General features: G+C 58.8%; 18 protein-coding genes and 2 pseudogenes. 7 read left to right on the forward strand and 13 right to left on the reverse strand.

Translation table 11 applies throughout. The features are described from left to right. The first annotated feature begins 81 nt into the window (after positions 1–81). Genes C8029_RS02650 through C8029_RS02660 form a run of 3 tightly spaced genes read left to right on the forward strand, consistent with a single transcriptional unit; the run spans position 82 to position 2886 of the window. Positions 82–1005, forward strand: coding sequence for an alpha/beta hydrolase family protein (locus C8029_RS02650; protein WP_152002177.1), 924 nt, complete (start codon positions 82–84; stop codon positions 1003–1005). 50 nt (positions 1006–1055) lie between these two features. Then, positions 1056–1772 carry a glutathione S-transferase family protein gene (locus C8029_RS02655; protein ID WP_009570919.1) on the forward strand — a complete coding sequence of 239 codons (717 nt, stop codon included), beginning with the start codon at positions 1056–1058 and terminating at the stop codon, positions 1770–1772. A 1-nt stretch (position 1773) separates the two neighbouring features. Continuing rightward, positions 1774–2886, forward strand: coding sequence for an alpha/beta hydrolase (locus C8029_RS02660; RefSeq protein WP_193217576.1), 1113 nt, complete (start codon positions 1774–1776; stop codon positions 2884–2886). Here the strand turns inward: C8029_RS02660 and C8029_RS02665 are convergent. From C8029_RS02665 to C8029_RS02685, 5 genes and pseudogenes are all read right to left on the reverse strand, one after another. Further along, on the reverse strand, positions 2883–3530 hold the full coding sequence (locus tag C8029_RS02665) for an inner membrane-spanning protein YciB (RefSeq protein WP_152002179.1): 648 nt from the start codon (positions 3528–3530) through the stop codon (positions 2883–2885). The genes C8029_RS02660 and C8029_RS02665 overlap by 4 nt on opposite strands. A gap of 10 nt (positions 3531–3540) precedes the next feature. Continuing rightward, positions 3541–4442: pseudogene (locus C8029_RS02670) on the reverse strand (EamA family transporter). 95 nt (positions 4443–4537) lie between these two features. Beyond that, complete coding sequence (locus C8029_RS02675; protein WP_009570923.1) at positions 4538–4969, reverse strand: GNAT family N-acetyltransferase; 432 nt, start codon at positions 4967–4969, stop codon at positions 4538–4540. Further along, positions 4969–6177: a signal recognition particle-docking protein FtsY gene (gene ftsY, locus C8029_RS02680; RefSeq protein WP_009570924.1), complete on the reverse strand. Its 1209-nt coding sequence runs from the start codon at positions 6175–6177 to the stop codon at positions 4969–4971. Before ftsY ends, C8029_RS02675 begins: the two co-directional genes overlap by 1 nt. A gap of 51 nt (positions 6178–6228) precedes the next feature. Then, the gene (locus C8029_RS02685; protein ID WP_009570925.1) at positions 6229–6891 is read right to left on the reverse strand and encodes a lysoplasmalogenase; all 663 of its coding nucleotides are present in this window, start codon (positions 6889–6891) and stop codon (positions 6229–6231) included. A 109-nt stretch (positions 6892–7000) separates the two neighbouring features. Between C8029_RS02685 and C8029_RS02690 the strand changes: the two genes are divergently transcribed. Beyond that, positions 7001–8068: an alkane 1-monooxygenase gene (locus C8029_RS02690; protein WP_332835013.1), complete on the forward strand. Its 1068-nt coding sequence runs from the start codon at positions 7001–7003 to the stop codon at positions 8066–8068. A gap of 47 nt (positions 8069–8115) precedes the next feature. Further along, on the forward strand, positions 8116–8574 hold the full coding sequence (locus C8029_RS02695; protein WP_226946214.1) for a hypothetical protein: 459 nt from the start codon (positions 8116–8118) through the stop codon (positions 8572–8574). Positions 8575–8578: 4 nt separating this feature from the next. Here C8029_RS02695 and xseA read toward each other — a convergent pair. Further along, positions 8579–10146: pseudogene (gene xseA, locus C8029_RS02700) on the reverse strand (exodeoxyribonuclease VII large subunit). 76 nt (positions 10147–10222) lie between these two features. Here xseA and purD point away from each other — a divergent pair. Further along, on the forward strand, positions 10223–11485 hold the full coding sequence (gene purD, locus C8029_RS02705) for a phosphoribosylamine--glycine ligase (RefSeq protein ID WP_152002180.1): 1263 nt from the start codon (positions 10223–10225) through the stop codon (positions 11483–11485). A 431-nt stretch (positions 11486–11916) separates the two neighbouring features. Here purD and purU read toward each other — a convergent pair whose 3' ends face one another. The 3 genes from purU to C8029_RS02720 all read right to left on the reverse strand — a co-directional run bounded on the left by purU (position 11917) and on the right by C8029_RS02720 (position 14001). Then, a complete protein-coding gene (gene purU, locus C8029_RS02710; RefSeq protein WP_152002181.1) occupies positions 11917–12801 on the reverse strand; it encodes a formyltetrahydrofolate deformylase in 885 nt (294 codons plus the stop codon). Between the two features lie 151 nt (positions 12802–12952). Then, positions 12953–13678 carry an FG-GAP repeat domain-containing protein gene (locus C8029_RS02715; RefSeq protein ID WP_009570931.1) on the reverse strand — a complete coding sequence of 242 codons (726 nt, stop codon included), beginning with the start codon at positions 13676–13678 and terminating at the stop codon, positions 12953–12955. Then, positions 13678–14001 (reverse strand): 2Fe-2S iron-sulfur cluster-binding protein, encoded by a 324-nt coding sequence (locus C8029_RS02720; RefSeq protein WP_009570932.1) that lies wholly within the window; start codon positions 13999–14001, stop codon positions 13678–13680. Before C8029_RS02720 ends, C8029_RS02715 begins: the two co-directional genes overlap by 1 nt. A gap of 272 nt (positions 14002–14273) precedes the next feature. Between C8029_RS02720 and C8029_RS02725 the strand changes: the two genes are divergently transcribed. Continuing rightward, complete coding sequence (locus C8029_RS02725; RefSeq protein ID WP_226946215.1) at positions 14274–14801, forward strand: peptidoglycan-binding domain-containing protein; 528 nt, start codon at positions 14274–14276, stop codon at positions 14799–14801. Positions 14802–14884: 83 nt separating this feature from the next. On the opposite strand, the gene C8029_RS02730 is transcribed toward C8029_RS02725, so the two are convergent. From C8029_RS02730 to gor, 4 genes are all read right to left on the reverse strand, one after another. Further along, entirely contained in the window at positions 14885–16378 is a 1494-nt protein-coding gene (locus C8029_RS02730) for a Do family serine endopeptidase (protein ID WP_414632322.1), read from the reverse strand. Between the two features lie 273 nt (positions 16379–16651). Continuing rightward, positions 16652–17527, reverse strand: a complete 876-nt coding sequence (hflC, locus tag C8029_RS02735) for a protease modulator HflC (protein ID WP_152002183.1) — start codon at positions 17525–17527, stop codon at positions 16652–16654. Next, complete coding sequence (gene hflK / locus C8029_RS02740; protein ID WP_074641865.1) at positions 17527–18681, reverse strand: FtsH protease activity modulator HflK; 1155 nt, start codon at positions 18679–18681, stop codon at positions 17527–17529. The genes hflC and hflK overlap by 1 nt, the downstream gene beginning before the upstream one ends. A 160-nt stretch (positions 18682–18841) precedes the next feature. Continuing rightward, positions 18842–20203 carry a glutathione-disulfide reductase gene (gor, locus tag C8029_RS02745; protein WP_152002184.1) on the reverse strand — a complete coding sequence of 454 codons (1362 nt, stop codon included), beginning with the start codon at positions 20201–20203 and terminating at the stop codon, positions 18842–18844. Positions 20204–20247: the final 44 nt, after the last annotated feature.

Raw genomic sequence — 20247 nt, forward strand, 5'->3', positions numbered from 1 at the left:
CCGATGTCGCAGCATCGTGACAAACCCCACGCAGACTATGTGCAGTTCTCGGCGCATATCGAACCCAGGGGAGCGGCGTCCATGCCCCTCATGCAACTCAATGTCGACAGTCCTTTCCCCGCGTCCCGGACCAAGGACGCTTTAGAGCGCGCCTTGGCGGCAACCCCCGCGCAGGCGCCGGTGGTGATTTGCATCCACGGCTATAAATTTTCGCCCCATGTGCCCCAACATGACCCGCATGATCATATCCTGTCACTGGATCCCGGCTCCCATTGCCCAAAGGCACTCAGTTGGCCACGCGGTCTTGGATTTGGCCGCGGGGAGGCGGACGAAGGCCTGTGCATCGCTCTGGGTTGGGAGGCGCGCGGCACGATTTGGCAGGCCTACGCGCAGGCCCGTCTTGCAGGCGAGGCCTTGGCGCGGTTGATTTGGACCATCAAGCGCCCGGTGCAGGTGATCGGCCACTCGCTGGGCGCGCGGGTGGCCCTGTCGGCGCTGCCGCATCTGTCTGAGGGGTCGGTGGGACGGGTGATTCTTTTGGCCGCTGCCGAGTTTCGCAGCACCGCGCTTTTTGCCATGGACAGCGCCGCCGGGCGCAGCGCCGAGGTGATCAATGTCACCTCACGCGAAAATGATCTGTTCGATCTGATGGCCGAACTGGCCCTGACCCCCGATCATGGCGCGTCGCGCACACTGGGGTCCGGACTTGGCCAAGACCTGCGCGGCTGGTGCGATCTTCAGATTGACGATGCGGGAACGCGGGCCTGTTTGGCGCAATTGGGCTATATGATCCCCGAAGCGGACAAACGCGTGTGCCATTGGTCGCCCTATCTGCGCGATGGGGTGTTTGATCTGTACCGCACTGCGCTGCGTCATCCCGAACAGCTTCCCATCGGATTGTTGAAACATCTTATGCCTGACGCCCCTGCCCCACGCTATTCGCGTCTTTTCCGGGGCCGTCGCACAGCTTCGCTCTTGTCCTTTTCGCGCAAAGCGTCATCCTGAGGCCATCCTTCCCACCCTCTTTCCTTTGATGACCGCACGGAACCGTTTTCATGATCGACACTCCCATCACGCTCTTTTATTGGCCGACGCCGAACGGCTGGAAAATCTCTATCGCGCTTGAGGAAATGGACCTGCCTTATGAGGTCAAATTCATCAACATCGGCGCGGGCGAGCAATTTGATCCCGCGTTTTTGAAACACGCTCCCAACAATCGGATGCCCGCGATTTATGACCCCGAAGGGCCAAGCGGTCGACCGATTTCGATTTTTGAATCCGGGGCGATCCTGCAATATCTGGCACGCAAATGCGGTCACTTTTATGGTGGTGGCGAACGCGACCAAGTCGCCGTGGATCAATGGTTGATGTGGCAAATGGGCGGGCTTGGCCCGATGGCCGGACAGGCGCATCATTTCCTCAAATACGCGCCCAAAATGGAGCCGCCGCACGATTTGCCCTATGCCAAGGACCGCTACCGCAACGAGGTCGCGCGGCTCTATGGCGTTTTGGATCGGCGTTTGGCCGAAGAAGAATTCGTCGCAGGCGATTTTTATTCCATCGCGGATATGGCGATTTGGCCTTGGGCCTCGCTATGGGAAGGCCAGGAGCAAACCTTGGACGACAAACCCCATCTTGCCCGCTGGCTTGCCCGGATCGCGGCGCGTCCTGCCGTTCAACGTGGCCGTGCCCTTGGGGCCGAACGGCGCACAGACACCGCCCATGACAAGGCCGCGCAAAAGATCCTCTTTGGCGGGACAAAAGGCACATAACGTGACAGTCTCCCGGCGGCACATTCTGTTGAGCGGCGGTGCTTTTGTCCTCACCGGCTGCGCGCAACCACTGATCAACAGCCCGCCGGGAGTGACCCCGGAGCAGACCCGCGACATTTTTGTCCTCACCAACCGCACAGTCTCGCCCGATGCGAAAGAAGCCTTTGAAGGCCGGCGGTCCGGCGAGACCTTTTATCGCAGCTACACAATCTCCGTGCCGCCGGACCGGAAACCGGGCCATTTTTCATTTCCAAGGCGCAGCATTGATCCCAAACGCGAATTCTTTGTCGCACAGAGCAAAGCCTATGACGGTACTGCCGGGTTTCGCGCCGATTTAAACGCCCAAATCGCGCGCCGTCCCAAGGGCGATCGCGGCGTCATTTTGTTCGTGCATGGCTATAACGTCTCCTATGCCAGTGCGGTGTTTCGCGCCGCACAGATCGCCACCGATTTCAAGATGACCGAACCTATGGTGGCGTTTTCATGGCCCTCTGCGGGTCGGGTGTCGCAATATGCCTATGACCGGGATTCTGTGCTTTATGCCCGCCGCGCCTTGGCCGATGCGATCAAAGATCTGGCCAGATCGAACGCGCAAAGCATCACCATTCTGGCGCATTCGATGGGCGGGCTTTTGACGATGGAGGCCCTCAAACGGCTGGCTTTGGAGGGAGATCGACGCACATTGGACGCGCTCAACGGCGTGGTGCTGATTGATGCCGATATCGACGTCGATGTGTTTCGTCGTCAGGTCAAAGATGTGGCGCCCTATGGCGTGGAACTGGCCGTTGTGGCCTCGCGCCGGGATTCCGCGCTTAAGATTTCGTCGATCCTTACGGGCGGTCATCCGCGCGTCGGGGCCGCTGATGACATTGGCGCACTGCGCGAGATGGGCGTTTTGGTGCTTGATGTCACCAACGCGCCGGGGGCCGGGATGCTTGGGCATTTTGCCATGCTGGAATCACCCGAACTCTTGGCGATTATTGCCTCGGGCCAGTTGGTCAACGACATCGTCGCAGGCGCGCCCGGTCAGGATATTTTAATCGACGGGCTGACGCTCACCGGCAACGCCGCCTTGGCGATTGCCTATCTGCCTTACACCGCCACCGGAAATTAGGCCTTTGGCGTTTTGTCCTTGGGGGTGTCCCCTTCGGTCGAATGCCGGCTCATCAAGCCGCCTTGGGCCATGAAAAACGCGATCATTGCGATGGGCAGGCCAAAGGTTTTGAATTTGACCCAAGTGTCGGTCTCCATCGTCCGCCAAATCATCTCATTGGCCACGGCAAGCGCGAAGAAAAACAACATCATCCGAAAGGTGAGTTTTTTCCAACCTTGCGCATCCAACGGCATGACCTCGCCCAGCACCAGCGACAGATAGGATTGGCCGCGCAGCAAGCCCACGCCCAACGCTCCGCCAAACAGCAGGTAAATCATCGTCGGTTTCATTTTGAAAAACCGTTCGTCATTGAGCCAGATCGTCAGCCCGCCAAAGACCACGACCAACACAAGCGTCATGATCTGCATGACGGAGAGCTTTCCGGTCAGCCGCCACAGCACGAAAGTCGATGCGGCCAAAAGCGGGATGAACACGGCGGTCATCACGATAAAGCCGGAATATTCCGTCCCCGCGATGGTGAACACCTTGTTTTTCAAAATCACATAGCCCGCGAAAAACGCCAGGATCGGCCCCATTTCGAGCACGGTCTTGACCACAGGATTGAGCTTTTTTTCGGCGATCGTCTCTGGTGCGTCTTCTGGCATGGTCTGTCCTTTATCCCCCTATCTCAACTATGATCGCACCGAGCGCAATCAAGGTCATCAACGCCAAACGGCGCGGTCCGACCTTTTCGCCCAAAACGATCCAGCCAATCAAGGCCGCAAACACGGTCGAGGTTTCGCGCAACACGGCGCTTCGCCGACATTGTCCAACCGTGTGGCCAACATGATGCAACCAAACGAAAAATACGCCACGATGCCGCCGGTAAACCCACGCAGCGCCAAAGGGCCGAGCGCGGGCTTATCGACCATCTGACGATAGCGCAACGCGGCGACAACCGGCATCACAAGACCGTCAAGGAAAAAGAACCACGCCAAAAACGTGAACGGATCGGCGGTGGCGCGGATACCGTAGGCGTCATAGGTGGTGTAAAGTGCGACGAAAGACCCGGTCAAAACCGCCAACATCAGGGCGGGCACCATGGTCTCACGGCCCAAAGTGATGGTGCGCAAGTTATAAACCGCAAGGCCGAAGATCCCGGCGATCAACACCATCACACCCGACCATTGGATCAGGGTGAAATGTTCGCCAAAGACCAAGCCCGCGCCGATGACCGCGAAAAACGGCCCGGTGCCGCGCACCACCGGATAGACCACTGTGTAAGCGCCTTTGGTGTAGGTGTAGCCTTGGGCGATTTTATAGCCCATGTGGATGACAAACATGCCCGCAAAAATGATCCACATATGCGGTTCGGGCCATGGCACCACGAAAAGCGCAAAAGGCGCCGCAATGATGCAATAGAAAAAATCCATCGCGCCCCGAGACATCCACGGATCATGCCGCCCCTTTTGCAGCGCGCCAAACAAGGCATGCAAAAACGCCGCCGCCAAAGCCAAAGTGAGGGCTGCGTGGTGACCGGCCTCTGTGCCTTCAAGGGATAGGATCCAACTGCTCATAGCGCCCTGCTACAGAAGCCCATTGAAAAGGGCCAGAGGATTAAGCGCACAGGGGCCATGAGAGGGCAAACACCCATGCACGCTTCTGGTTGAAATCAGGCGGCAAGCGGACCGCGACGTTCGCGCAGGCCTTCGATCTCAGAATAGGGATTGGGCACCAGCGCGCCATCTGTGGCCTCGATAAACGGATAGGCCGGATCAAGATGGGCGGCGCGAATGAGCGTTTCTTCCAAGGTTTGGATGATGAAATCCGTGCGAAACGCCGGCAAGACACCCATGCCCCAAATCCGCGCCGGGCGATCTTCGCGTTCGGGATCGACCACCAACATCGCAGTGCCGACCAAACGCTCGCCCTCAACCACCACCATTTCGGCGTAGAGTTGACGATCATCGGGCCAGTCCTCTTCGGTCTCCTCCGGGCACACCGGGTGATCGAAAAACAGCTCCTGCATGGATTCGCGACGCTCAACAACGTCACCGCCCGAAACCCAGTTGCCCGGGCCGATTGCGTGCAGAATTTCTAACATCAAACCTCCAGACCCATCAGGGCCTTGGCAAAATCTTCGGGGTCAAACGGCGCAAGGTCGTCGATTTGCTCGCCCACCCCGATCGCATGGATCGGCAGACCGAACTTATCCGCGAGGCTCACAAGCACACCACCGCGCGCCGTGCCGTCGAGTTTCGTCATCACAAGGCCGGAGACATCCGCGAGTTTTTGGAAAATCTCAACCTGTGAAATCGCGTTTTGCCCGGTTGTCGCGTCCAACACAAGCAATGTGTTGTGCGGCGCGGTGGCATCCTTTTTGCGGATCACCCGGACGATTTTGGACAGCTCTTCCATCAAATCGGCGCGGTTTTGCAACCGTCCGGCGGTATCGATCATCAACAGATCGGCACCCAATTCTTCGGCTTTGGTCATGGCATCAAAGGCCAATGAGGCGGGATCAGAGCCCTCGGGCGCGGTCAAAACCGGCACGCCCGCGCGCGTGCCCCAGACTTGCAACTGTTCGACGGCGGCGGCGCGGAACGTATCTCCGGCCGCAATTACCACGGTTTTCCCGGCGGCTTTAAATTGGCTGGCCAATTTGCCGATGGTCGTGGTTTTGCCCGATCCGTTGACGCCCACCACCAAAACCACCTGCGGGGTCTTGGGATAAAGCGGCATCGGCTTGGCCACGGATTCCATGATTCGCGCAATTTCACGGGCCATCAGCCGCTTGATTTCATCGACCGAAAGCTTTTTGCCATAGCGCCCCTCGGCCATCGCGGCAGTGACGCGCATCGAGGTCTCAACCCCCATATCAGCGGTGATCAACAGCTCTTCAAGCTGCTCCAACATCGCATCATCAAGGGTGCGACGCAGCACCGGCTGGGTCTCTTTGCGGCCCAAAAGGCGTCCAACCAAGCCCGGCTTATTCGCGGTTGCACTTGGCTCGGGAGCCTCGTTCACAACGGTTTCAACCGGGATTTCCAACGGTGTCACCGCATCCGGGATCTCAATCGGCGTCTCGTCGGGCGTCTCAATCGGCGTTTGCGGCGCAAATGTTTCTGGGATCGGCGCGGGCTGCTCCAGCGGCGGCTCAACCGGCACACCCTCCGGCATCACCGGATCGGCCAAAATCGCCTCATCCGCACTGCTTTCCACACCGCCATCTTCGACAATCGCCTCAAGCCCCTCGTCGAGTTTCGACGAGGTTTTCATCAGGCGAGATTTCAGTTTCGAAAATAGCGACATAGGGCCTCCGTTCCTTGCTCACTTAATCGGTCTTGGCCTTTTAGAAAAGCCCTAGCCATGCGGTTTGACCGCAACAAAGGCGAAAAGAATCGTCATTTGCCCAAGGATATACAGGGTCCAAAGCGTATAGCCCGCCCAGCGCGCCCGTTTGGTGTCCGGCAACATGCGAAACATCTGAAGCGCAAGGATCAGATCAGAGGCCATGAAAAGCAGCGCGCCGACGCTTGCCATGCGGTAAAGATCAGGCAGGCTCAGCGCCGCCATCACCATTGCGCAAATCAAACCCACATAGACCCGCACGGGCCAACGCATGTCCCCGGTGAATGGCGCCAGCCAAAGCTCGCTTGAAAGAGCAAACCCAATCAAGAGGATCACGGGAAGGATGCGCCACGTCTCGACCAAGCCGATGAAAAGACCAAGATAACACAGATGCGCGAGGGCAAAACTCACCAACCCGGCCATAAACGCCCGCTCAAAGGGACGCGACAACGCCCAATCGCCCAAGGCCGAAAGCGCCAATCCCGCCACCAAAAGCCCCGGCGCGCCCTGCACCGCCGCACTCCCTGCGAACACCGCGACGGGCATGGTTTTGAGCACGCTATGCCAAAGCGTTTTGTCGCGATGCGTGAAGGGCAAATAGGCCAGCGCCGCGAGAAGCGCCGCAAAAACCACCACAGCCATCCCGCCACCAAGGCCCATGCCAAATAGCACCATCCCGATCCTCCTCGTCCTCTTTGACTTGCGCCCTCTCTGGCACCCTAATGCTTTTGCACCCGTGCCTCACACCGCCTATAGTCTGCACAGTCCTGAAGGTGTGTCCATGATGTCCAATCCCACAAAAACCGCTCACATCATTCGCTTTTTTGCTCTGTCCACCCTCGCCCCCGTCGCGCTTTTGTCGCTGGGCGCGCTGTTTGGTGGACTATGGGCCGTGGTCGGGTTTCTCTATATGACCGTGCTGGCCTATGGCTTTGACCAATTGGTCAGCCTCGCCCGCGATCCCGCCGATCCAGAGGCCGAATTTCCCGACGCCAATGCCCTGTCAACCATCCTAGCCATTTCGCATTTTGCGATGATGCCCTTGGCGGTCTGGGCGCTCTCGGTCGGGCCTTTTGCACTTTGGGAACGGATATTCATGTTTTTCGGTTTTGGTCTGTTCTTGGGTCAGGTCTCCAATTCCAACGCTCATGAGCTGATCCATCGCTCGGACCGCACACTGCGGCGGCTGGGCACTTGGGTCTATATCACGCTGTTGTTCGGCCATCACGCCACCGCCCATGTCCGCGTTCATCATCGCTATGCCGCCTCGCCGGACGACCCAAACTCCGCCCCCCTTGGCATGAGCTACTATCGGTTTCTGCCGCGCGCTTGGATCGGGTCTTTTAAGGCTGGGTTGCGCGAAGAAAACGCCTTGCGAGCGCGCTCTGGCAACACCGATCTCCACCCCTATGCGCTTTATATCGGCGGGGCTGTGATCTGTCTGTTCATCGCCTTTCAAATCGGCGGAATATTGGGGGTTTTCAAATACATCTTGCTGGCGGGCTATGCCTCTTCGCAATTGATGCTCTCGGATTATGTTCAACATTACGGGTTGCGCCGTGCCGAAGTCTCAGAGGGAAAATATGAACCCGTCGGCCCCGCGCATTCGTGGAACAGCCCGCAATGGTTCACCTCGTTCTTGATGCTCAATGCGCCGCGCCATTCCGATCATCACGCCCATCCGATGAAGCCCTATATCGCGCTTGATTTGTCAGATGACATGCCACGGCTGCCACGCTCATTACCGGCCATGGCGACACTCGCGCTGATCCCGCCAATTTGGTTTAAAGTGATGGACAAACGGGTGGCGCGGGTGATGGCCGATGCGGACAGCGCTCCCACACCGCGTTGAACAGCTCTTCAGATGTTCAGCCGGTTAACCAGATGTTAAGAATGTGAATGGAGCTAAACGCAATGCTGTGGCATGGTTTCCAAATGATGAAAAAGCTGTCCCTCCCGGCCTGTTTGGCCCCCGCGATCTTGGCCGTTGCCGCCTCGGCTTTCGCTGCTCCGGCGGGCTCTGACCCGCTGACCGGCGCGGAATTCGAAGCCTATGCCACAGGCAAGACCCTGACCTTTGCCGAGGACGGCCACCCCTATGGCGCCGAAGAATACCTGCCCGGCAACCGCGTCCGCTGGGCCTTTGACCAAGACACCTGCAAAGAGGGCATCTGGTATGAATCCGGGCAAAACATCTGTTTCGTCTACGAAGACGGCACCGCCCCGCAATGCTGGCAGTTCTTTGTCGAGAGCGACAAGTTAAAGGCGGTGTTCCAAGGCGAAAGTGGCACCGAACTCTACGAGGCCTGGGCCAGTGACGGGCCGCTCAGTTGTATGGGGCCGCAGATCGGGGTTTGATCCGCTAAAACAAAGACCCCTGCTCCGGCCCACCACCTTTTGGCTTTTTCGCCTTAGACGGCACCGGGGCCACAGCCACGCCGCCGCCAATCCGCGCCCGGCCATCGGCAAATTGCACCTCATGCATCCGGCTCGCCTCCTTGGCCGAGGTCACTACCCCGCCAGCGGTATCCCAAACCACGGCATAGCCGCGCTCCAAGGTCTTTTGGTAGGACAGCGCCTCTAGCATCCCGGCCCGGCGGTCCAACGCCCCGCGCCAGCGCTCGGTCTGGGCCTTTGAGGCGCGTTCAAACCGGGCTGCGAGTTGATCCAACTGACCCCGCGCCTGAACTGTGTGGCGCGACAGGCGCAGAGGGTCCAAACCTTTGGTGGCACTGGTAAAATCACGGCGCTTTTGCGCCACGGCACGGGCCAGAGCCGGGCTAAGACGACCGCCAAGGATCACCGTTTTCTCCTGCCCGCGTTTCAACATCCCGCGCAACAGCGTGGGCCGCAACACGGCAGAACGGTTCGAAAGCTTCAAGCGCCGGGTACTGACCGAGGTGATCAACGCCTGATTGAGCCGAACTTCCATTTGATCGACGCGCTGACGCGGCCCGTCCAAAAGCCGCCCGCGCTGTGGCAAAGCGCGAGACAGGTCGCTCAACCGTTGCCGCCGACGCGTCACGCCAAGGCTCAGCGCCCGCTCCATCCGCGCCCGCATCTCTTGCAACGTGACCCAAAGTTCACGTCGCACTGGCACGGCGATTTCGGCGGCGGCCGTCGGTGTCGGCGCGCGCATGTCAGAGGCGAAATCAATCAGCGTCGTGTCGGTTTCATGCCCCACGGCGGAGATCAACGGGATGTTTGAGGCCGCCGCGGCACGCACCACGATCTCTTCATTAAAGCCCCACAGGTCCTCGACCGAGCCACCGCCCCGCGCGACAATGATCAAATCCGGGCGCGGGATCGGCCCGTCTTTGGGCAGCGCATTAAACCCTTCGATCCCACGGGTCACTTCGGCGGCGCAATTTTGGCCCTGAACCGCCACCGGCCAGATCAACACATGGCGTGGAAAACGGTCGCGCAAGCGGTGTAAAATATCGCGGATCACAGCACCGGAAGGCGAGGTTACGACGCAACTACCGTTGGCAAATAGGGGATAGGTTGCTTGCGCGCCGGATCAAACAGACCCTCTGCGGCCAAGGCCGCTTTGCGCTTTTCCAGCATCGCCATCAAGGCGCCCGCCCCCGCCGGTTCGACACTGTCGACGATGATCTGATAGCGCGACCCGCCGGGGAACGTGGTCATCCGGCCCGTGGCGATGATTTCCATCCCCTCCTCGGGCTGGACCTGCATCTTGGCGACTTGCCCTTTCCAACTCACCGCATTGATCACGGATTTGTCGTCCTTGAGGTCGAAATACAAATGTCCTGAACGTGGCCGTGACACCCGCCCGACCTCGGCGCGCACCCGGACAAAGCCAAATTCGCCCTCGATGATCTTTTTCACCGCACCCGACAGCTCGGAGACGGTGAATTCGGGCGCATTTGACGGGCCTTGTGGGCCGTCCTCTTCGAAAAGCTCGGACATATGGGTGCTCACGCTTGTGTCGTGTTCGTACTCACCCTAAAACGCCCGAAACCGGATGAAAAGCGGGGACGCGAGAATGAACATTCTGATCTTGGGCAGCGGCGGGCGCGAACATGCTTTGGCTTGGGCTGTGATGCAAAACCCGAAATGCGATAAATTGATCGTCGCCCCCGGCAATGCGGGGATCGAAATGATCGCCGAATGCGCCTCATTTGACATCAACGATGGCGCAGCGGTGGTCGGGTTTGTCGAAGAGAACGCGATTGATTTTGTGATCATTGGACCAGAAGCCCCCTTGGCCGCAGGCGTCGCCGATGATTTGCGTGCCGCTGGTGTGTTGACCTTTGGCCCCTCAAAGGCAGCGGCGCAACTGGAGGCCTCGAAAGCCTTCACCAAAGAGATTTGCGACGCCTCCGGTGCGCCAACCGCTGGCTACGCCCGCTTTACCGAGGCCGCCCCCGCCAAAGACTACATCCGCGCCCAAGGCGCACCGATTGTGGTGAAAGCCGACGGTTTGGCCGCAGGCAAAGGCGTGATCGTGGCGATGGACGAACAGGCCGCCTTGGACGCCATCGACGACATGTTCGGCGGTGAATTTGGCGCGGCTGGGGCCGAAGTGGTGATCGAGGAATTCATGGAAGGCGAAGAGGCCTCTTGGTTCATCTTGTGTGATGGCGAAAACGTCCTGCCCATCGGCACGGCGCAAGACCACAAACGCGTCGGCGATGGCGACACCGGGCCGAACACCGGCGGCATGGGCGCCTATTCCCCAGCCCCCGTGATGAGCGACAGCGTCATCCAAAAAGCCATGGACGAGATCGTCAAACCGACCGTTGTAGAAATGGCCAAGCGCGGGATGCCCTATCAAGGCGTGCTTTACGCGGGTTTCATGATCAAAGACGGGCAACCGCGCCTTGTTGAATACAACTGCCGCTTTGGCGACCCGGAATGTCAGGTGTTGATGATGCGGCTTGGTGCGCAGGTGCTTGATCTGTTGCTGGCGACCGCCGAAGGCCGATTGGATCAGGCCCAAGTCAACTGGGCCGATGATCATGCGATCACCGTGGTGATGGCCGCAAATGGCTATCCGGGTGCTTATGCAAAAGGCTCTGAGATCAAAGGCTTGGGCGGCTTGCCAGAAGACAGCAAAAACATGGTGTTTCATGCGGGTACCGCTCTCAAAGACGGCGTGATTGTCGCCGTGGGCGGTCGTGTGTTGAACGTGACGGCGCGCGGAGAGAGCCTAAAAGAAGCCCGTGATCGTGCCTATGCGATGATCGAGGCGATCGAATGGCCGGGCGGCTTCAACCGCACTGATATTGGCTGGCGGGCACTGTAAGACATGCGCAGAGTATGGTTAGGGGAATTTTAACCTTACCCTGCGATAAACCAAGCTGCGAAATGCACCACTGGCTCGAATGGCCCTCCGGTTTGGAACTTTGGTGTAAAAGCCCAAACACTGGCTGTCGCGACAGAACAGGGGCGTGCTCGAACGGCACGCCTTTTTCCATGTCTCCGGCGTCGTTTTATTGGGGGCCTGCCCCCCAAACCCCCGGGATATTTTCAGACAAAAGAAATGACCCTCCGCTTGAGGAGAGCGAAGGGCCTTCTTCCGTCACGATCATCGGCGTCCCCGCCTGTACCGTGGGGTGAGCTTCGCGCATTAAGCTTAAGGAGCGGTAAACCTGCGGCTTCTTTTGTCTGAAAATATCCCGGGGTGAGGCAGGGCAGCGTGCTGCCCGGACGAGGGGCAGAGCCCCTTTTCGCCCCTTACCCCATCCGTTCAGAGGCATAGCTGCCGGGAGAGGCCGGAAACACCACCGTTTTATTGCCGTTGATGAACACGCGGTGGTGGATATGGGCATGGATCGCGCGCGAGAGCACCTGGGCTTCGACGTCACGGCCCAAGGAGACGTAATCCTCCGAGGATTGCGCATGGGTGATCCGCACCGTGTCTTGTTCAATAATCGGACCTTCGTCCAGATCGGCGGTGACATAATGCGCCGTCGCTCCGATCAGTTTCACCCCCCGCTCAAACGCCTGTTTATACGGGTTTGCGCCTTTGAAAGACGGCAGGAACGAATGGTGGATGTTGATGATCCGACCTGACATATGTTGGCACATTTTATCCGACAGAATTTGCATATAGCGCGCCAAAACGATCAGTTCGGCACCAGTGTCCTCAATCACCTGCATGATCGCGGCTTCGGCCTCGGGTTTGTTCTCTTTTGTCACTTTGATGCAGTGGAAAGGAATATCGTGATTCACCACAAGTTTTTGATAATCCATGTGATTTGAAATCACGGCAACGATGTCGATCGGCAAGGCGCCGATCCGCCAGCGGTACAAAAGATCGTTGAGACAATGGCCAAAGCGCGAGACCATGATCACGACTTTCATCTTCGTCGCCTCGTCCTGCACCGCCCATTGCATGTCAAAGGCCTCGGCCACGGGCACGAATCCCTGCGCCAGTTCAGGTTGGGTCAGACCTGTTTCTGAGACAAAACTCACCCGCATGAAAAACTGATCGGTGCCCGGATCATCGAATTGCGCGGAATCGGTGATGTTGCAGCCAAGCTCCGCCAGTTTGCCAGAAATCGCGGCCACGATTCCACGCCTGGAGGGGCAAGTCACGGTCAGCACATGAGAGGTCATGTCAAAGTCCTCGATCTTTCTTTGAAGGGTCGAGGCGTTGTGGCACAGCCGACAGTGAATGCCAGAGCCAAAACGCACGACATGGCCAAATTTACGGGGTTTTCAGGCGGTTAAGTTTCCGAAAGGCGTCGCGCTGTGCCTCAGGCGCGCATCACGGACAGATCAGGAAGGGCGCAAAGCTGTCGGCCCCGGTGTAGGGCGCAACGGGAGTGCTGACCAACTCAGTATTCTCAAATCTGGTTTCCATGACCTGCGACCAGTCCGCATTGGCGGTGACAATCACCGGCACATGCCCGGAACAGTCGCGTATGCCACCTTCGATCCCGGCGGAGCCAAGGTGATGATTGGTCAGGCCGGCAAGGCTTGCAGTGGCATCTAACATCCCCGGCCCCGCCAGATCGACGGGAAGGATCACCAGCTCTTTGGTCAAATGCGGGCGGTCGATATAGGCAATGTCATCGGTGCCATCGCCATCAAAATCGGCAATGCCCGCGATCGCGAGCCAGCGGTGGCGCGCACCGATGGGAGCATTGGATTTGACCGGGATCAGCACGCCGGAGGCATTGAGCGACCAGACCTGCACCCAAGCGCCGGTGGCAAAGCCGCTGACGACAGTGACAATTTCAGGGGACCCATCGCCATCGAAATCATGCAGGCGCGGTGCGGTATCCTCGAAAATGCTTTTCTTGAAAGACACATTGCGCTCGGTGCCGTCACTCAACGCCACACGCATCTGCGCATATTCACCGCCCGCCACGGCCCCATGGCCGTAGACATCCGTCGGCTCAATGTAGCGCGCGGAAGTGACATCATTCGTGATCTCAGTGGCGGCAAGCGGGCTGGCCGCCAGCACAAAAGCCGCGGCCAGACGCAGCATCAGATTTGCTTTTCGGGCAGGTTGACCACCAAACCGTCAATTGCATCGGTCACTTTGATCTGACAGGTCAGGCGCGACCGCACCGGATCGGGTTGATAGGCGAAATCCAACATATCCTCTTCCATGTCGTCTTTCGCGGGGATTTTATCGACCCATTCAGGCGCGACATAGACGTGACAGGTGGAACAAGCACAAGCCCCGCCGCAATCAGCGTCGATGCCCGGTACGCCATTGTCGCGCGCGCCTTCCATCACGGTGCGCCCCACCGGCACGTCCACAACATGTTCGGTGCCGCCAAATTCGACATAGGTGATCTTGACCATAGGCTTGTCCTTCTCTCGCATTTCTTCGTGTTGCCACAGGCTTAGCCTGTCAGTTTCCCGGTGAAAAGGGCCATTGCGTCGCGCCCTGTGGTCCGGTTGGTGTCAAGGCAACCCGCGCGCCTATATTTCTGGCACGTGACGCGCCTGTGTGCCGTCCCGCCCTCTGACAGGCCTCCCAAAGGCGATACCATTCAAACCCTTTGGAAAATCTGAATTTCACGGTAGACTTGCCCCAAACAGCCCCCAAAGGGGCAAAGCAGACAGGCATGCCGATGAAACAGGTCCCTTTTCCCGCCCGATTGCCACTTTTCATTCTGGCGGGACTTTTGGCCGCCTGCCAGATAAGCGCCCCGGAAGAGGGCATCATGCGCGCCTCAGAGACGCCCGGCGCGCCGCCGGGAGCCGATCCAAACACCTGTTACGCGCGACACGTCACCCCTGCGATCATCGAAACTGTCACAGAGCAGGTTTTGGTGCAACCGCCACAAATCGAGGCCAATGGCACCGTCTCCTACCCCGCTGTCTACCGCACCGAAACCCGGCAAGAGATTGTCCGTGAGCGCAAGGAATTGTGGTTTGAGACCCTGTGCCAAGAGGAGCTGACGCCCGAATTCATCGCGTCGCTGCAACGTGCTCTGTCGGTGCGTGGCTATCACGCGGGAGCTGCAAATGGGCGGATGGATTTCGCGACAAAACGCGCCATCCACGCTTATCAATCGGACCAAGGGGTCGACAGCGACATCCTGTCTCTGGCGGCGGCGCGCCAACTTGGGCTCAAGGAAGTGCCGCGCGAGGGCTGATCTTCGGACGGTCCAAGATAGAAAAAGGCGGCCCACCAGAGCTGGGGGCCGCCTTTTTGTTTTATGAGGGAAGGCGCTCAGGCTCAGTTGTCATCGACACCAAGGGCCACAAAGCGCGGGTCACCAGCGCGACGCACCAAGAGCAACACGGTCTTACGCCCACCTTCGCGCGCCTCGCTTACGCGGGCCTCAAGATCGGCCACAGACATCAGTTTTTGCTGGCCCGCTTCGGTGATCACATCGCCCGCCCGCAGGCCTTTGGCAAAGGCTTCGGAGGCCTCATCCACCTCGACCACAACCAGACCATCGGTGCCGGAGGTCACGCCCAGCTCTTCGCGCAGCGTGTCGTCCAGCGGTTGCAAGCTCAGGCCCAGCATCCGGGTGGTGTCGGGCACTTGCGGCGCCGCGCCATCGTCGGTCGGGAAAGCGACGTTTTCCGCCTCTTCGCGGCGGCCCAGAGTGACCATCAGCGTTTTGGTTTTGCCGTCACGGAACACCGTAACACGCACCGCTTTGCCAACTTCGGTCTCCCCCACCGTGCGCACAAGGCTGCGGGTGTCAGTGACCTCTTTGCTGTCAAAGGTCATGATCACGTCGCCGGATTCAAGTCCGGCTTCTTTCGACGGACCCTCGGGCACATCGGTGACAAGCGCGCCTTTGACAGCCTCAAGCCCCATGGCCTCGGCCACATCGGGTGTCACATCCTGAATGCGCACACCCAACCAACCGCGACGGGTTTCGCCGAATTCTTTCAACTGATCGACGACTTTGGAGACCACGTTGGAGGCCATCGAAAAGCCGATGCCGATGGACCCACCGTTCGGGGACAAGATCGCGGTATTCACGCCAATGACCTGCCCATCCATGTTGAACAGCGGGCCACCGGAGTTGCCGCGGTTGATGGCGGCGTCGGTTTGAATGTAATCGTCATAGGCGCCCTGAAGCGCGCGGCCACGTTGCGACACGATACCCGCAGAGACAGAGAACCCCTGGCCAAGCGGGTTGCCCATGGCCATCACCCAATCGCCAATGCGCGACAGGTCGCTGTCGCCAAAGGGCACATATTTCAAAGGCTTATCGCTTTCGACTTTCAGCACGGCGATGTCGGTTTTCGGATCAGTGCCGATCAATTTGGCCGGAAGGGTGAAACCTTCAAAGAATTCGATCGAAATCTCGTCGGCGCCTTCAATCACATGGTTGTTGGTGACGATATAGCCGTCCTCGGAGATCACAAAGCCCGACCCCAAAGCCTGGGAACGGCGCGGAGCCTGTCCACCTTGACCGTTGCGATCCATGAAATCGCGAAAGAAATCCTCAAACGGCGAGCCTTCGGGCACAACCGGTTGATCGTTGGCGACAGCCTCAACCACGGTTGTGGTGGTGATGTTCACCACGGCGGGGCTGACCTTTTCAGCGAGATCGGCGAAACTTTCAGGCGCGCCACGCGCCTCGGCAGACACGGTTTGAAACAGAAGTGCAATGACCCCAATCAGGGCAAAGACCATCATGCGAAGATCAGCGCGGGAGGGAACCATCCCTCTGCTTTGATCGGTGGAAACGGCGCGAGCCTGTATCATCGGTAAAATATCCTCCGTCTGATGCCCCCGAATGCTTGTGCCGGAAATGGCATGGCCGGGCGCGACACGTGTCTTTGGGGTATAGATAGGTGCGGTGTCGCACAACTCAAAGTCGGTCGCGTTCAGTCAACAGCATGTGAGCGGGCTGTGACAAGGGTAAAGCGCACCAAAATGAACAGCTTATAAAGCTGGGCCATAAAAAGGGGCCGGTGTTGCCACCCGCCCCTTTCGATTTTCACACGAGGGTCAAAAACCCATCGCAAACGCTCCGTCTCAGCGACCTGAATTGGATTTCAGGTAGTCAAAGAATTCGCTGTCCGGCGAAATCACCATGGTGGTGTTCTCGCCATTTAGGCCCTTCCGGTAGGCATCCAACGAGCGATAGAACTCAAAGAAATCCGGGTCGGCACCATAGGCATCCGCATAGATGCGGTTTTTCTCGGCATCGGCTTCACCACGGGTGATCTCGGCCTGACGTCCGGCATCAGATTTAAGTTCGACCACGGTCCGGTCCGCCTGTGCCCGCACACGCTGTGCGGCCTCTGCTCCACGCGCCCGCTCGTCGGCGGCCTCGCGTTCACGTTCTGCCCGCATCCGGGCAAAGGTGGCCTCAAGGTTTTGTTCCGGCAAAAAGGTCTGTTTCAACCGAACGTCCACGATGTCGATACCCAACGAGGCGGCCTCGATGCGGGACTTGTCCCGAATGCGCAGCGCCAACGACGCCCGCTCCGCCGAAATGATCGTGTTCGAGGTGATCGTGTCAGCCCCCAAAACCTCACGCAACTGTGCGTTCAGGATGCCTTTGAGACGATCTTCGGCCAAGCGAATCCCGCCGGTGGACACCGCCTGACGGAACTTCACCACATCCGCGATGCGGTAGCGCGCAAAGGAGTCGACCAAAAGACGACGGTCGTCCGAGGGCGTGACCTCGATTTCCGGCGTTTCGAGCGACAGGATGCGGTCATCGTAGTAAACGACGTCCTGAATGAAGGGGATTTTAAAGGAAAGCCCAGGCTCCTCTTTGACGGCCTTGATCTGGCCAAATTGCAGAACCAGCGCTTTTTGACGTTCGTCCACGACAAAAACCGAAGAGAACGCCAGCACAGCCGCCACGAAAAGAACGGCGATGAAAATAGGAAGTTTCTTCATCAGTTCGACCCTCCGGTGGTGGTTGATTTCCGAAGCTCATTGAGCGGAAGATAGGGCACGACGCCCTGACCACTGGCGGCATTATCATCGAGAATGATCTTGTCGAGACCGCCGTAAACCTCTTCCATCGCCTCAAGATACAGACGTTTGCGCGTCACCTCGGGAGCGTTTTGATATTCGGCCAAAACAGCGGAGAACCGGCTCGCCTCACCTTTTGCGGCGTTGACAACCTGGGCACGGTAGCCTTCGGCTTCTTCAAGGATCTGTGCCGCGGACCCGCGGGCACCGGCAAGGGCCGTGTTGGCATAGGCGTCGGCCTGACGCTGCAACCGGTCCCGTTCCTGTTCGGCGGCCTGCACGTCACGGAACGCGTTGATCACGTCCGTGGGCGGGTCGGCCTTGTCGAGGTTGACGCGGATCACGGTGATGCCGCTGTCGTAGCTGTCGAGTGTCGATTGGATCAGTTCAAACGCTCTGTCGGCGATCACACCACGGTCCCGGTTGAGGATCGGGGCCAGTGTCGAAGCCGCAATAATCTCGCGCATGGAGGCCTCGGACACCGCCTGTACAGTCTGAACCGGATCGGAAAGGTTGAAAAGAAATTTCGCCGGATCGTTGATATTCCAGACCACCTGAAAGTCGATGTCGACGATGTTCGCGTCGGTCGTGAGCATCATGCCAGACCCACCACTGCCGGCGAGGCCGACCGTTTCGGTCCGTTCGCCCGTCACCACGACTTTCTCGTAGCTCACCACCGGCCATGGCGCAAAGTTCAGGCCCGGATTGCCGATCTTGGAAAACTTGCCAAGGAACAATTCGACCGACTGTTCTTCGGGTTTCACGGTGTAGAAAGAGGAAAACGCCCAAAGGCCAACAGCCCCCAAAACCACAAGAGCGATAACGCCCTTGGACATGCCGGGGCCGTCGCCATCAGAACCGCCGGAGCGGCCACCGCCGCCCCCCTTGCCGCCCATCAACACCTTCAGATATTCGTTGCCCTTGTTGAGCATATCTTCGATTTCGGGGATCTGGGGCTGATCACCGGGACGGCGTCCGCCATTCCGGTTGTCGCCGCCACGATTGTCGCCACCGGGACCGGTCGGGCGGTTTCCACCACCTCCGGTGCCCCAAGGGCCGCCATTGTTACTGGCCATAAAGGTCTCTTCCTCTCTCGTATGGGTCTGACCCGGCAGGACGGTCCTGTCGGGCCAAGGCTCTTGTCTAACCTGTTCTCTCTCGCCCCGAGTTTCAAGGGTGCGAGATGGTCGCAGGGGTGGTTTCCGGGCTGTTTGGCGCCCTTTCGGGGTGTTTTACTCAGTTATGAACGCGGGTCGGCGTTTTCATCAGGACAATTTCTTCGGCCATGGTCGGATGCACCGCCACGGTGGCGTCGAAATCCTCTTTGGTGGCGCCCATTTTCACTGCCACCCCGGCGATCTGGATCAGTTCCCCGGCATGGGGCGCGATGATGTGACAGCCCAGCACCTTGCGCGAGTTGGCACAAACGATGAGTTTGAACATCACCCGTTCGTTTTTCTCGATAAAGGCGTTTTGCATCGGCCGGAACGCGGCGCAATAAACCTCAATCGGCCCCTCTTCGCGCGCCTGTTCTTCGGTCAGACCGACCGCGCCATATTCCGGCTGAGTGAAAATCGCCGACGGCACGTTCGAGTGATCCGGTTTCATCGGATTGCCCTTGAACACCGTCTCGTGAAACGCCACCGCCTCGCGGATCGCCACGGGGGTCAGTTGGATACGGTCGGTGACATCGCCCACGGCATAGATCGAGGGGATGTTGGTTTGGCTATAGGCGTCCACTTTGATCTCGCCATGACGGCCCAGCTCAACGCCCGCATCCTCAAGCCCAAGGCCTTTGGTGTTGGGCGTGCGCCCGGTGGCATAAAGCACCACATCAAACACGGTTTCGCGCCCGTCCGTGGCCTTGACCCAAATGCCATCGTCGCGCTTTTCAAGCCGCTCAACATCGGTGCCGACATGCAGGTTGATGCCCTGCCCGGTGATCAGCTCGGCAATATGGCCGCGTGCTTCGTCGTCAAAGCCGCGCAGGATTTGCGCACCGCGATAATATTGCGTCACCTCAGAGCCAAGCCCGTTGAAGATACAGGCGAATTCACAGGCAATGTAGCCGCCGCCGACGATAAGGATTTTTTTCGGCAGCGCCGGAATGTCGAATATCTCGTTCGAGGTGATCGCATGTTCGATCCCCGGCACGGTGTCGGGCACAAACGGAGTCCCCCCCACAGCCACAAGGATATGTTTCGCGGTTTTTTCCGTGCCATCGGCCAAAACAACCGTATGCGGGTCTTTCACCGTGGCGCGTTGGTGCAGAATCTCGACGCCTGCCGTGTCGGCGTTGCGGGTATAAATGGCCTCAAGCCGGGACAATTCGGCATGGAGCCGCTTTTGAAACGACGGCCAATTGAAATCCCCCAAGGTGATGTCCCAGCCATATGTCCCGGCCTCTTCAGCGTAGTCCGAATAGTGCGAGGCAAAAACCATCAGCTTTTTCGGCACACAGCCACGAATGACACAGGTGCCGCCCATGCGGAACTCTTCGGCCATCGCGACCTTTTTCCCATCCGCCGCCGTCAGCCGCGCCGCGCGCACACCGCCCGAGCCACCGCCAATTACGAAGAGATCATAATCGAAATCCATGCTACCGCCTTTTAGAAGAAGTCTAAGTTGAGGGTAGATGTAGG

It is taken from the genome of Roseobacter sp. TSBP12, assembly GCF_009129705.1.
GTDB lineage: Bacteria > Pseudomonadota > Alphaproteobacteria > Rhodobacterales > Rhodobacteraceae > Celeribacter > Celeribacter baekdonensis_A.